The following is a 13,728-nucleotide window of genomic DNA, read 5'->3' as shown; positions in this document are numbered from 1 at the left end:
CAAACCTAAAAAATCAACATTTCTCAAACACAACTGAAAGATTATTAGCGGGCATTTCAATCGTATCTAAATGATACAAATCATGAGTCTTAGCCACCTCAATCACATCCTCTAAATTTCGCACGCCCCAAAGCGGATTAGAAGAGCGTAAAGAGCGATCGAAAGCTGCATTACTCGCCGCCGTATGTTCCCCCTTTTGTTTATAGGGGCCATATAAATATAAAATCCCTTGGGAAGGTAATACCTGTTCAGCACCAGCCATCAACCCTAAGCACACTTCCCAAGGCGAAATATGAATCATATTAATACAAACGATAGCCGTAATTTCTGATTTATGGCCATTTAAATCCCAAGGTATATTTTGGGCATCTAAACAAATCGGAGGACACAAAAAATCACAAGGATCATCCGCTTGCCAAGCCTTGATACTCTCTAGTGACTGGGGATTGCAGTCTGAGGGTAACCAAGATCTCGGTTGTAAGTGAGTGGCAAAAAATACCGCATGTTCCCCCGTTCCACTAGCTACTTCTAGAATTTTTCCCCTAGGGGGTAAGACTTGTTGTAAAATCTCTAAGATCGGTTCTCGGTTCCGTTGAGTTGCGGGGGCGTGTTGTCGTAAATTAGCAGTCATGGATTCAGAATTGAGTTAACTTCAGGTAATCTTAATTTTAAGATTACTTGACTAATATTGACAATCCTTTTTAGCTGTGCCACAGTATGCAAAATCTCACCTAAAAATCCTTATTATGATTTCCCTAAAAAAAAATCGGTTTTTTCTTTGATTTTAGTTGCCCTGGTTTCCACACCTCTGTTAATTAGTTGTAACTCAGCATCCGATTCAGAAATAACCGCTACAGAAGCTGAAAATACAACCCTTAAATCAGGTGAGGCTTGCGCCCCAGAAATAACTGAGATCAAGTTTGGAATTTTAGCGGCTGAATCAGAAGAGACTTTAGACGAAATATGGACTCCCTTATTAGAAAAAATGCAAGAGGCGATCGGCCGCCCAGTTTTACCCTTCTACGGAGACTACAGTAACCTCATTAGTGGCATGGCAGAAGAAGAGATTCTAATCGCTTGGTATGGGGGAAAATCCTATATTGAAGCCGCAGAAAAATCCCAAGCAGAAGCCTTTGCCCAAACCGTCAGCAGTCAAGGTTATTTAGGCTATTATGCCCATTTAATTATGCATAAGGATGATCCCTTGCTGGAGCAAATCGATCTCCAAAAAGGCAATGGCGATCAAGTCGTTTTCCAAAATGGTCAGGATCTCACTTTTGCCTTTAATGACCGTCAATCCACATCGGGTTTTCTCGTTCCTGCCTACTATCTCTTTATTCAAAATAATCTTGAACCCCAAGATATCTTTAAATCGGTATCCTTTTTAGGTTCCCATGAAGATACTGCTTTAGCCGTTGCCAATCAAGAAGTCGATGTGGCAACGAATAACAGTGAAGCCCTACAGCGTCTAAAACAATCGAATCCACAAGCCTATGAAAATATCCGTATAATTTGGACTTCTCCCATTATTCCCGGAGATCCCTTAGCCTATCGTCGAGACTTACCGGAGTGCCTGAAAACGGAAATTAAGGACTTTTTCTATAAATTTACTGACCGAGAAATTCTAGAACCCCTAGTATGGTCAGGATTTGACCCAGCCACAGATCGCACTTGGAATGTGATTCGAGAATTGGAAGTGGCTAGAGAGATTGAAACCGTTAAACAGGATGATACCCTCAGCACAGAGGAAAAAGGGACTAAACTAGAAGCATTGCAACAACGGCTTAAAGAACTTCAGTAAACCATGTCTATCCGTATTAAATTTATCCTGGTTACCCTAGCCTGTTTGGTGGTTGTCATGGCCACTGGCGCTTGGTATATCAATCAATTGCAAACTCAGGTTTTGGAAAAAGAAGCCCAAAACCGGACTGAAATGGTGCTGCATTTTACACAAGCTACTCAAGACTATATGACCTACTCCCTACGACCTGCGGTAGAGCAACTTATAGAGGATTTACCCATTGAGGTTTTATCTGCCAATTTTGCTACTCGTGAAGTCGTTGAGGAGTTTAATTTAGCCTTGCCTGAGTATACTTATAAACCCGCAACTATTAACCCGACTAACCCGATAGATACAGCTAATGAATTTGAAATCAGTATTATTGAAAAATTCCGTCAAAATTCTCAGCTAGAAAAATTAACAGGGTACACAACTTTAGATAATGAAGAACGGTTCTATTCAGCTAGTCCAGTGCAGGTTTTTGCGAGTTGTTTGCGATGCCATGGAGATCCAAAAATTGCGCCAAAACCTATTATTCAACGCTATGGATCTATCAATGGTTTTGGCTGGCAAGTGGGCGATATTGTGGGTGCTTTAATGATTTATGTTCCCATTGCTGATTTGCGGGCTAATTTTGCTGCTACTTTGAATAATTTATGGATAACTTTTGCCCTATTAACTTTAATGGTTACTATGGTGATTTATTTTTGGTTTGGCCAATTGGTTGCTCATCGTTTAACTCGGATTTCTGGAGTGATGAGTCAAACCGCAGCTAATCCTACGTCTAAGTTAACTCTTCATGACCGTACTAAAGATGAAATTGGTCGGATGGCTCGGTCATTTAACCGTATGTCTGAAGGTCTGTATCTTCTCTATACTCAACTTGAAGATAAAGTGCGAGAAAGAACTGCACAGTTAACTGAAGCTAATGCCCAAATTAAAACTTTAAATCATAAACTAAGTGCCGAAAACTCCCGCATGAGTTCGGAGTTGGAAATACTCCAGAAAATGCAAGCGATGATTTTACCTAAGCCCGCAGAGTTATCGAAAATAAAGGATTTGGATATTTCTGGATTTATGCAGCCCGCAGAAGAGATTGGAGGTGATTATTATGATGTTTTAGAAACGGATGGAGGGGTGACTATTGGCATTGGGGATGTAACCGGTCATGGCTTGGAAAGTGGGATTTTAATGGTGATGACACAAACCGCGATTCGGACTCTGAAAGAAAGTGGTGAACAGGATTTGATTAAGTTCGCTGATATCCTTAATCGAACATTGTACGACAATGTGCAGAGGATGGAAGCGGATCGAGATTTAACGTTATCAATTTTGAATTATGAGCAGGGAAAACTACAAATTACCGGACAACATGAGGATGTTATTGTGGTTCGTGAATCTGGAGAAATTGAGCATTTGAGTACGGTTGATTTAGGTATTCCGATTGCTTTTGATCGGGAAATTATGCCGTTTTTAGATCGAGTTTCTCTTGATTTACACCCTGGAGATGGGATGGTTCTTTATACGGATGGAATTACGGAAGCAGAAAATAGACAACAACAGCCCTATGGAGTAGATCGTTTATGTGATGTCATTCATCGCTATTGGAATTTAAACGTTGAAGAGATTAAACAAGCGATCTTAAAGGATTTTTATGAGTTTGTTGACCCTCAAAATTTGGTGGATGATATTACAATTTTAGTGATTAAGAGGAAGGAACAGAACTGAGTCCCGTTAATTGGGATTTATGGGGGTTATAATAACAACAGAAAAGTGAATGGCGATCGCTGATGGTTGCTGATTATTTTTTTTAGTGCTATAATTGAGGATCAGAGGAATTTTGATGTCATATTGCAAGAGGAACAATGACGATTGCAGAAATACGAGAGGATGATTACTGTATTCAATATGATTCCTCATTAACTACAGTATACTTTGAGGGTAAACTGAGTCTCAGAGATCCTTCGGAGTACAGCCCTATCAGTGACTTTCTCGAAAATGTGGTCAATTCTAAATCAGGGGATTTAACTTTAGATCTTCAGAAGCTGGAATTTCTGAATAGTTCTGGAATTCGAGTTCTTTCTAAATTTGTTTCTAATATGAAAAAAAATAAGACAGATATTCAGCTAACGGTGTTAGGCTCGAAAGATATTGCCTGGCAAAGTAAATCTTTGAGAAATTTGCAGAAGTTTATGCCAAATTTAGTTTTGGCGATTGAATAGTCTAAGGGGTTAAGAGAAGGAGGATAAAAAACAAGGTTTTACATTGTTTGTTGGGTTTCACTACATTCTACCCAATCCGTCTATTATCTATCTCGTTTGTTCAATTTATTACTAAGATCTATGGTTAACTCCCTCGATTATCTTGAATTTTCCTCCTCTAGCCAATCTCCCCAGGGTGTAGTCATTTTTCTGCATGGTTGGGGAGCCAATGCTCCGGATTTATACCCGTTAGCTGAATCGCTGAATTTACGGGATTATCATTTTATTTTTCCCAATGCGCCCTTTCTCCATCCGCAAGTTCCGGGGGGCTTGATGTGGTATGACTTAAACTTTCCCAATCCTCAACAACTTGAAGCTTCCTATCAACAGCTTAAGGGGTTTTTAGAAGGCGTATCAGAAGAAATTGGAGTTCCTTTAGAAAAAATAGTTTTAGCTGGATTTTCGCAAGGAGGAGCCATGACTTTGCAAGTGGGGTTTTCTTTACCCTTAGCGGGGTTAATTTGTATGAGTGGTTATTTACATTCAGAAGTTGAGTTTTCTTATCAACCTCCTGTGTTCGTCTTTCATGGTCGTTTTGATCCAGTGGTTCCCGTCGCTAAAGGAAAAAATGCCTGTGAGGAGTTACAAAATAAAGGAATTGCGGTAATCTATGAAGAGTTTGATATGGCCCATCAAATTATTCCCGAAGAGTTGGAGCGGGTGCGCCAAGTTTTGGTTAATTGGTTGGGATAGTGTAGGAATTTGCAGGGGAAGTTACAGATGATGAATGTCAGACAAAGAATCTGGAGTTGGGGGGCGATCGCCGCTTTAGCACTCTCTTTTACGGCTTGCGGATCTTCTCCAGAGGAGATCGGCGCTTCTCCTACTCCCGTCGAACCAGTGACGCTGACTCCAGAAGAAGTGCAAAATTATGCCAAAGTCATTCTAGAAATTGAACCCATCCGCCAAGTGGCCCTTGGCCAAGTGCAAACCTTAGTTGATAGTGGTGTAGCGCCGATTATTATCTGTAACGATCCCCAGAGTCTGGCGGGTTTATCTTCGGAAGTGACAGAAGTTATCGTTAATTTTTGTACTCAATCTAAGGAGATTAATGCTAAATATGGCTTTACTGCTACGCGCTTTAATGATATCACCCGTAGCTTAACGACAGATGCTCAACTGAAAGCCCAAATTGATGGAGCGCTGTTAGTGCAAGTGATGAACCCGGAAACGCCTACTCCAGAAACTCCTACAACGGAAACGCCTACTCCAGAAACCCCTACAACGGAAACTCCTACTCCAGAAACCCCTGAAACGGAAACCCCTGAAACGGAAACCCCTGAAACGGAAACCCCTGAAACGGAAACTCCTGAAACGGAAACCCCTGAAACGGAAACTCCTGAAACGGAAACTCCTACTCCGGCAGCAACAGACTTAGGACAGTGATTTTAAGCTTGGAACTGTTCCATTAACCAAGCGGTAGTTGCTGACTGATTTTCTTGACGCGATCGCACTAAAGCTTGCTCTAGGATCTCTAACTGTAATCCCGGTAACACTTGCGACTCGCGAATCCGTCGAGAACTGCCATCAGGGGCGATCGCAAACGCGATAATTTCCTGCTCTTGCACATTCACAATCCAATATTCGGGAATTCCTAACTCCTCATATTGCAATCGTTTTGCTCCCAAATCATCCCCTAGAGAGGTATCCGAGATTTCAATCGCCAAACTCGGTAAAGGATACACCTCTACATCAATCACCCTCGTTCCCCAAGGAATGACATCTGCATTTTCCCCAATATAATAAGACACATCCGGCTGAAACTCAGATACTCCTGATCGACGATAGGAACAATTATCTTTTGCTGTCATTGGTATGCGCTGATGAGCCGCAAAAAAGGAAAGAGCAAACAAAATTAAAGCATGATCGTTAGAATGATCGGAGCCAGTAGCCATGGTTTCAAATCTCATCCTTCCCTGATAATAATAACTTTTGAGCTTGTCTGATTCTGGGGAATCAGCCTGTTGTACAAACACATCCCAGGGAGCAGATAGCCAAGTATTTAACGGGATTTCTGTAGTTAATTGCAATAGAGTCGTCATATCAATTAAAAATTAAAAATTAAAAATTAAAAAGCGCATCTTCATAGAAAAATGGTATAACCTGCAAGTATGATTAGGTTGATTATAGCTTCACTCCTTGAGGTTGGAGAAATGGAATAAGAATCTGGGCAGTGGCTGGAGCGAGTAATACCCCATTACGATAATGTCCAGTAGCCAGCCATACTCGATCGTGACCGGGAAGTTGACGAATAATGGGAGCGGGTTGGTTGTGGGGACGGGGGCGTAAACCTGACCATTGCTCGGTAATCTTTAAATCTTGGAGTCCTGGACAAAAGGCGATCGCCGCTTCAATCACCCGATCGAGTAACTGCTCATCTGCCATCACCTCACCCTGTTCGTCGGGGAATTCCACCGTAGCGCCCACCCAATAGCGCCCCTCTCCTGAAGGCACGAGATGGATATCATCGCAAGTAACGGCGGGTTGAAACTCCGGATCGCCTAGAATTTGCCCTTCATAGGCGATCGCCTGGCCCAAAACGGGACGAATATCTAGAGGACTCTGCAAATATTGAGCTAAAAACGGACTGCCCAAACCCGCAGCAATAATCACCCGATCCCCTTGCCATGCCTGAGATGCAGTTTGCACCCGATAACCTGTATCCTCTGCCACCAGGTTAACCACTTCCTCCCCAAACTCAAACCGCACCCCTCGAAGTTGAGCCGCCTTAATCAAACATTCGGTTAAAATTCTGGGGTGAACCTGGCGATCTTGGGGAGAATACACCGCTCCCAGACACGGCTCAACCACCAAATGGGGACACCGCTCTTGCAGGGTTTCTCGACTCCAAAGGTGCAACTCCCCTCCTTGACGCTGGCGAATTGCGGCTAACTCCTGCTTTTGCTGCCACTGTTGCTCATCCCTGCATAGCATCAAAATCCCTTGGCGGTTATAGGGAATTGCCTGCTGGCAGAGGGTTTCCAGTTCCGGGATTAAGGTATCGTAGCGGCGAATGCTGGTTTGTCGCATCTGCCAGGCTCTACCCTTGGTTTTCTGGCTAATGTATCCCATCAGCACTCCCAAGGCGGCGCTAGTACAGCCTTGCACTCCAGGGGTGCGATCGATGACGGTAATTTCCACTCCCTCTAGTGAGGAGAGTTCGTAGGCGATCGTTGCCCCAATTACACCACAGCCAATAATCAGAATTTTTGTCATCTCGGATTTTTCCTGTTTTATGGAATGAGCAGCAATTGCAGCTATGTTTCCTTAATCCCTTTTCAGGATAGAGTTTTAGCGGATTTATCGATCGCGTCAAATCTGAAATTTTGTAAAGATTTTCCGATTGAGGGAGCGATCGCCCCCAACGGAGAAACCGGGTTTATGAATCCAGATGTGGGTTGAGCGTCCAAAATTGTGGCACAAACCCGGTTTCTAGTATTTATTGTTCTATCGCCTAAGTAATACAGCGCAAAGCGCTATATCACTTCCGATCCGGTATTTTCGATTTTCCCACCATCTGAAAGACAGAATTCATTGAATAAATGGCGAGAGCTGTCCAAATAAGGCTAAATGAGATCAGGTGGGTGCGGGTGAAGGGTTCATGATAGAGGAATACGGCTAACATCAATTGGAATGTTGGCCCGATATACTGGAGAAATCCCAGGGTTGAGAGGTGTAACTTTTTTGCCGCCAGGTTAAACCAGATTAAGGGAAAAGAGGTGACCACACCACAGCCGATAAACAGGAGAGTTAGGGGTAAACTGAGGCCAAACTGACCGGAGCCGGTTCTGCCCCAATGGAAGACGAGGACAAGGGCAATGGGGGTCATCAGGAGGGTTTCCACAGCTAGTCCGGGCATGGCTTGGATGTCAGCAACTTTACGGATGAGACCGTATAATCCAAAGGTTAAAGCTAGACCGATCGCGATCCAGGGGACTTGTCCGAGTTCCCAAATCAGATTACCCACACCGATCATAGCCAGACTGACGGCGATCCATTTCCAAAGGTTGAGGGGTTCTCGCAGAAATACAAAACCGAGGAAAACACTAAATAGGGGATTAATAAAATAGCCTAAACTGGCTTCTAAAACGCGATCGCTATTCACCCCATAGATATAAATGCCCCAATTGAGGGAGACTAGGGTAGCCGTACCCAGGAGGATTGCCAGGGTTTTGGGCGATCGCCACAACCGCTTGATCTCTGTCAGTCGCTGCTGTATAGTCAACACAGCCAACAGCAGCAGAGCCGACCAAATCATCCGATGACAGAGAATTTCCACGGCTGGCACTTTCTCAAACAGTTTCCAATAGAGGGGCAATAAGCCCCAAGCCCCATAGGCCAAAATGGCATATAGAATGCCGATATTCAACTTCATTAGCACTCTTTGCCTTTAATTTTCAGTCAAGACCTCTTCAAAATCGAAATCCGGAGGAGCCAACACATACACCAGTGTGGGCAAGTTCGCCGTCTTATCATGCAAGGTTTCATAATATTGGGTGTATTGGTGGGCTGGAATTAAATCCGGTTTCGCCAGTCCCAAGAAAATTAAATCCGCATTTTGGGAACTTTCATGGAGGATATCTTCAAACAAGCGCCCTTCAGATACAATAACTTGGGCGATCGCCCCCAAACGCAATTGACCGATAAACTGCTCCAAATTCAACCGTGCAGACTCTGCTGCCGTTTCATCTGTCACAATAATTTTGACAAAAATTTGCGCCTGATGCCAAGCGATATCTATCCGCAACAGATAAGCCAACAGTAGCATCAATCCCCCATTAGCCTGCATTCCCCGCCACCAAATATCAATCCGTCGCCGATTGCCAAACCCTCTTTCTGGATTTTCCCGCAACACGATGACACTACGTTTAGCTTGATGTAATTGGGCGATCGTTTCACAATAGCGATCGCGCTGTTCAGCCGACTTACTATCCCCCAACAATACAGTATTAGGAACCAAAGGCCCCAACCCATAGGTTTCCACCAACCGCACAGCCCCCTCGAAGGGATCGGGGGCTGTAATCACCCGTACCAAGGCTTGCACCCCTCGTTTTTCCACATACTCGCGAATCATCACCTGCAATTCTGACTGCTGAGAAAGATCCCGCGATCCTTCGGGAAGCACGCTAGAAATGGTAATTAACCCCCGATTATGGGTGAGCGCATCGGCAAACTCAATCAGGGGCCAGCGCTTGCGGGGAATACCCGATAAAACTAATAAATGGGGCCGCCAGTTTTTGGGGTCTTCCGCATGATCCAGTTGTAGCAGTCCCTCCCGGAGAATCGCCATCCAAATGCCTCGTCGAGCATCCCCCCAAGTGGCTTCCATTTCTCGTCGTTGCAACCAGAGGAAAATGGCCAGGACAATAATTGCTGCCACTACGGTAGCGACTGCATCAATCAAGAACATGACGGCTAAACAGCCGATCGCCCCTAAAATTGAGAGATACCAAGGCACGCGAAAGGCCGGGCGATAGGATGGACTTTGCAAAAACCCTTCAATCCCTGCCGCAATATTGAGAACCATGTAGGTAGTGAGGAAAAACATCGTTAGAATAGGAGCGATCAGATCCAGGTCTCCTAAACAGACTAAGGCCACTGCTACGCCCAAGGTGACAATGGTTCCTATGCGCGGTTCATCTTCCCGACTGCTTCCCGTTCCCAAAAAGCTCAACCAGTTGGGTAGTACCCCATCTCTGGCTAAGGCTTGCAATACCCTAGGAGCGCCTAAAATACTGCCCAAGGCACTCGATAGGGCGGCTCCCCAAACCCCTAATAAGATGGCAGGGGCCCACCAGGACATTTGTTTCATAATTAGGGGATCGGCAATCAGACTTTCTGCATCAGAGCGCATGGCTAAGATGACAGGCAAGATCATATAGATTACATATCCGGTGGCTACAGCGGCCAGAGTGCCATCGGGGATCGAGCGTACCGGATTTCTCAAGTCTCCTGACATGCTCACCCCGGCCATAATGCCGGTTACTGCGGGAAAGAAGACGGCAAAGACTGTCCAGAAGGGGGCGCTATTGTCTGGAGGCGCTCCAAACCATCCCATGGGGGTGACATCGGGAAGGCCGGAACCCCAGGTAAAAGAGGCTAGGGATAGTAAAATTGCCCCCATGATGAAGTATTGGGCTTTAATGGCGACGCTGGCGGAAGTCAGAGCGACAACGCCGACTAAGATTACAGTGATGATGCCTACATAGAGCTGATTGAGTGTGGGAAAGGTTTTGGCCAAACTTTCGGCAAAACCGATGGTATGCAGGGCAATGGAAAGACTTTGGGCAAAATATAAGGGAATGCCTACTGCTCCTCCGGTTTCAATTCCCAGGGAGCGACTAATCATATAGTATGCGCCTCCGGTGCGGACGACGCGATCGGTGGCAATGGCAGAGATGGATAAGGAGGTTAGGAAGGTAATGGAGGTAGAGAGGGTAACGATCGCCAATGTGGGAATGAGTCCCACACTACCGACAACCCATCCAAACCGCAGATAAGTAATTACTCCTAGGATGGTCAAAATTGAAGGGGTATAGACTCCGCCAAAGGTTCCCAAACCGGTTTTTACTGGCTCATCTGAACCCGATATCTGCGAAACTTCGGCGCTGTTTTTTTTCATAGGAAAAAATGAACAATTAACAATTAACATGAGTCACTAACCGATCCCCCATCTCCCCATCAGCTATTATATGGATTCCAAAAGCCGGTCTTGGGGAAGGAAGGAGCGATCGCTAGGGAGTGAGGCAACCGGTTCAGTGAGGGTAAAATCGCCTCTATTCATCCAATTTTTGAGGGCGATCGCCACTTGACGCGATAGGTGCAAACTCGCTAAGGAAGCGCTACGCACTGAGGTTCCTTCGATGGTAATTTTACCACTTTTGAGTTGGGCATAACTGACTAAACCGAAGGTGGGGCGGTTGCGTCGGGGAATGGAAAAATCGACAATGGGAGCCACTAGGTCTTTATCTTGCACGGCACAACATCTAACGACTTCTTCATTCACCACGGGTAGGGGAATACCCACTCCTAGCATGAGGGAAGGGCCATAGTTTTTAAAGTAACAGCCTCTAACCCATTCTCGGCTCATATTTTTAGCATCTCCCACTAAGGCCAGGGTAGCAGCCGGGCCGATGGGGGTACGATTAGGAAGGCGCTTTTGTAGGGGGAAGTGTTGGGTTCCTTCCCAGGTAATATAACCGATCGCTCCTCCAATAAAGATCCGGGTTCCAATGCCGATCCAGCTTAAGTCAGGGTCATTGAGCAGGGGAGAGAGGGCCCCGGTATTGGCGTATACGGCATTACCGAGACGGGGCAGCAGGGGGCCTAAATAGGTATAGAGGGTGCGATCGCCTCCATTGACTCCGACGATAAAGTTTTGGTAGAGATTGCGAGGATTATAGAGATAAAATTGGTTGATGCTCTCTTTGCTAATGGTGGTTTCAAAGGATTCTCTTGGGTAGCAATCTGTACCTTGTCCTAGGGCACGCAAGGGTAAGGATTTGCCTGCAATCAGGTCTTCGATCACCTGTCCTCCGCCTCGTTCTTTGAGGGTTTCACCTTCTCGCGCTTCAGGGATCTGGGTTGCCCCTAAATAGAGGTCTACCGCTCCAAACCCAGAGTAGGCAGGCACGCCATCAATCCAACACTGACGAATTTTAATCGGTGGATCGGTTTGTCCTAGGTTGATCATTGCTCCGGAAGATTCCATGGGTTCAAAGGTTCCGGTGGCGATCGCATCGACCTGTTTGGCGACTTCAGTTACTGTGCTTTCGGCAACTCTAGCTTTCAGTTCTTCTACGGTAACGATCACCGCTTGTTGGCGGCGAATTTTATCATTGATTTCGGCAACGGTACGCATGGGTTAAGAGATATCCAAGATAGCGATCGAGGGGGCATTCTGGGTGGATAGGGGAGGAGCAGGAAGCATTTCACCTCGAAAATCTAACAGTTGTACGACAATCAAGTAGGCGATCGCCAAAAACAAGGAGATAGCTCCAGTTAGAATAGCCACCAGTTGAGAACGGTTCATGGTGAGGTGATCCCGAATCAGTTTGCAACAGCTATGATAGCCTAATGTGAGATTTTCATCCTTTACTCAATCTCGATCGCAGTGGGAGAGGGATGAGAACTAGGAGGAGATTGGGATTTACGGATACTAGAATACAGGCGATCGCGCCATTCAAAAAAGGGCTGATAGGAAGGATTATCGGCTAATCCGGGAATCCCTTTACCTTGCAAAGATTCAGGGATATTCAGATAATTGCCTTCCGGAAACTTAATTAAAATACTCAGTCCAGCTACGGCTAAATCAGCTAGGGTGGGGCGATCGCACACCAAATAGGGATGATCGACCAAAATTAAACTTAAGGCTTCTAAATCCTGTTTTAAGCTCTCTTGGGCAGTATTAATTTCTTCTGGACTCAGACCTACTCCATAGCCTAAAACTTGAAATAATTCCTTGGGAACTGTGCCCACAAAAGCTTTGACAAAATCAGGAATGGGACTGGGTAAAATGGCGGTGCGGAAACTGGGGTCTTGACTCAAACCGCCGTATAATGCCTTGCGACTTTTGACTCCAATGGACTCATCTGCCCATTCTTCCATCATCAAGCATAAACCGCGCTGCCGGGGTTCGGTGGGCATAATTGGCTTTTCTGGATACTGGCGATCTAAATAGAGGGCGATCGCCGTAGAATCCGCAATCACCGTATTGCCATCCTTAAGTACGGGCACTTGCCGTTGTCCAGACATCCTCAACAGTTCCAGTTGTCCCATCCCTGGAGTGACTTCAATGGTACGGTACTCTAATTCCTTGTAATCGAGAATCAGTCTAACTTTCTCAGAAAATTGGGAAAATTCAAATTGGTATAGTTCTAACATAATTCCAACCCATGCAACACCAGTCTCAAGATTTACCCTATCACGATCTGCATTCAGAAAAAGCCATTTAAAATGGAAACACGATCGATCCATTTCGAGGTATCCAACCATGTATGCGGTCATTTCTAGCGACGAAATTCAACTGCCGCCAGGCAGTGTGGTGCGGCTACCAGGAACCTGGCAAGAGTATGAAATATTATGCGATCGCCGAGGGGACAGTTCCATTCCTCGCATTAAGTACCATTCTGGAGAAATATTGCTCATGTCTCCCTTACCCAAACACGGACGAGATGCCCACTTACTCGCTGCCATCATCACAACGTTGCTGGATCATCAGGAACAGGAATATGATGCCTTTACTCCAGTGACCATGCAACTGCCAGAAGAAAGCGGTATCGAGCCAGACTATTGTTTTTACATTGACCATTGGCAAGCTGTTTCGGGTAAGGAACGGATTGATTGGCTCCAAGATCCCCCGCCCGATTTAGTATTGGAAATTGATGTCACCAGTTATTCAGATGCCCAGGATTATCTCCCCTATCGAGTGCCGGAAGTTTGGTTATTTCGCCAGCAAAAGCTCTTGATTTACCAACTGCAAGGGGATGAGTATCATGTTCAATCCCAAAGCCAATATTTCCCAGAAGTCAATCTTCCCGATGTGGTTGCCCAATGTTTGGCGATTGCCTATCAGCGCAACACCAGTGCGGCAATTCGCAACTTGAAGCAGCAGTTGGTTGACAGAGATCAAACGAGCAGTTAAAGATCGAGACGACCCGCGCTTAAAGAAGGCGATCGCCAATCCTA

The 13,728-nt window shown here is 45.4% G+C and carries 15 protein-coding genes; 7 read left to right on the top strand and 8 right to left on the bottom strand.

What is annotated here, in order from left to right; translation table 11 throughout:
• Nucleotides 1-13: 13 nt before the first annotated feature.
• Nucleotides 14-631: a DUF938 domain-containing protein gene (locus AC3FZD_RS20595; RefSeq protein ID WP_488737816.1), complete on the bottom strand. Its 618-nt coding sequence runs from the start codon at nucleotides 629-631 to the stop codon at nucleotides 14-16.
• Nucleotides 632-688: 57 nt separating this feature from the next.
• Here AC3FZD_RS20595 and phnD point away from each other — a divergent pair, with 57 nt between their 5' ends.
• The 5 genes from phnD (at nucleotide 689) to AC3FZD_RS20570 (ending at nucleotide 5,427) form a co-directional block, all read left to right on the top strand.
• Nucleotides 689-1,801, top strand: coding sequence for a phosphonate ABC transporter substrate-binding protein (phnD, locus tag AC3FZD_RS20590; protein WP_488737815.1), 1,113 nt, complete (start codon nucleotides 689-691; stop codon nucleotides 1,799-1,801).
• A 3-nt stretch (nucleotides 1,802-1,804) separates the two neighbouring features.
• Entirely contained in the window at nucleotides 1,805-3,508 is a 1,704-nt protein-coding gene (locus tag AC3FZD_RS20585) for a c-type heme family protein (RefSeq protein WP_488737814.1), read from the top strand.
• A 137-nt stretch (nucleotides 3,509-3,645) separates the two neighbouring features.
• Nucleotides 3,646-4,002 carry a slr1659 superfamily regulator gene (locus AC3FZD_RS20580; RefSeq protein WP_488737813.1) on the top strand — a complete coding sequence of 119 codons (357 nt, stop codon included), beginning with the start codon at nucleotides 3,646-3,648 and terminating at the stop codon, nucleotides 4,000-4,002.
• 120 nt (nucleotides 4,003-4,122) lie between these two features.
• A complete protein-coding gene (locus tag AC3FZD_RS20575; RefSeq protein ID WP_488737812.1) occupies nucleotides 4,123-4,734 on the top strand; it encodes an alpha/beta hydrolase in 612 nt (203 codons plus the stop codon).
• Between the two features lie 27 nt (nucleotides 4,735-4,761).
• Complete coding sequence (locus AC3FZD_RS20570; RefSeq protein ID WP_488737811.1) at nucleotides 4,762-5,427, top strand: DUF4168 domain-containing protein; 666 nt, start codon at nucleotides 4,762-4,764, stop codon at nucleotides 5,425-5,427.
• A 2-nt stretch (nucleotides 5,428-5,429) separates the two neighbouring features.
• Here AC3FZD_RS20570 and AC3FZD_RS20565 read toward each other — a convergent pair whose 3' ends face one another.
• On the bottom strand, nucleotides 5,430-6,083 hold the full coding sequence (locus tag AC3FZD_RS20565) for a Uma2 family endonuclease (protein ID WP_488737810.1): 654 nt from the start codon (nucleotides 6,081-6,083) through the stop codon (nucleotides 5,430-5,432).
• Between the two features lie 82 nt (nucleotides 6,084-6,165).
• On the bottom strand, nucleotides 6,166-7,257 hold the full coding sequence (locus AC3FZD_RS20560) for an NAD(P)/FAD-dependent oxidoreductase (protein ID WP_488737809.1): 1,092 nt from the start codon (nucleotides 7,255-7,257) through the stop codon (nucleotides 6,166-6,168).
• Nucleotides 7,258-7,281: 24 nt separating this feature from the next.
• Here AC3FZD_RS20560 and AC3FZD_RS20555 point away from each other — a divergent pair, with 24 nt between their 5' ends.
• Nucleotides 7,282-7,443, top strand: a complete 162-nt coding sequence (locus AC3FZD_RS20555) for a hypothetical protein (protein WP_488737808.1) — start codon at nucleotides 7,282-7,284, stop codon at nucleotides 7,441-7,443.
• Between the two features lie 79 nt (nucleotides 7,444-7,522).
• Here AC3FZD_RS20555 and rarD read toward each other — a convergent pair whose 3' ends face one another.
• The 5 genes from rarD to AC3FZD_RS20530 form a co-directional block, all read right to left on the bottom strand.
• On the bottom strand, nucleotides 7,523-8,416 hold the full coding sequence (gene rarD / locus AC3FZD_RS20550) for an EamA family transporter RarD (protein ID WP_488737807.1): 894 nt from the start codon (nucleotides 8,414-8,416) through the stop codon (nucleotides 7,523-7,525).
• 15 nt (nucleotides 8,417-8,431) lie between these two features.
• Nucleotides 8,432-10,663 carry an APC family permease gene (locus tag AC3FZD_RS20545; RefSeq protein WP_488737806.1) on the bottom strand — a complete coding sequence of 744 codons (2,232 nt, stop codon included), beginning with the start codon at nucleotides 10,661-10,663 and terminating at the stop codon, nucleotides 8,432-8,434.
• Between the two features lie 66 nt (nucleotides 10,664-10,729).
• Nucleotides 10,730-11,902, bottom strand: coding sequence for a homocysteine biosynthesis protein (locus AC3FZD_RS20540; protein WP_488737805.1), 1,173 nt, complete (start codon nucleotides 11,900-11,902; stop codon nucleotides 10,730-10,732).
• Between the two features lie 3 nt (nucleotides 11,903-11,905).
• On the bottom strand, nucleotides 11,906-12,073 hold the full coding sequence (locus AC3FZD_RS20535) for a hypothetical protein (protein WP_488737804.1): 168 nt from the start codon (nucleotides 12,071-12,073) through the stop codon (nucleotides 11,906-11,908).
• A 62-nt stretch (nucleotides 12,074-12,135) separates the two neighbouring features.
• Nucleotides 12,136-12,924 carry a glutathione S-transferase gene (locus AC3FZD_RS20530; protein ID WP_488737803.1) on the bottom strand — a complete coding sequence of 263 codons (789 nt, stop codon included), beginning with the start codon at nucleotides 12,922-12,924 and terminating at the stop codon, nucleotides 12,136-12,138.
• A gap of 109 nt (nucleotides 12,925-13,033) precedes the next feature.
• On the opposite strand from AC3FZD_RS20530, the gene AC3FZD_RS20525 reads away from it, so the two are divergent.
• Nucleotides 13,034-13,684, top strand: coding sequence for a Uma2 family endonuclease (locus AC3FZD_RS20525; protein ID WP_488737802.1), 651 nt, complete (start codon nucleotides 13,034-13,036; stop codon nucleotides 13,682-13,684).
• The last annotated feature ends 44 nt before the right edge of the window (nucleotides 13,685-13,728 follow it).

It is taken from the genome of Roseofilum sp. KMC-1 (assembly GCF_057802075.1).
The sequence above is the reverse complement of the archived record's forward strand: the minus strand, read 5'-3'. Positions and strand labels throughout refer to the sequence as shown.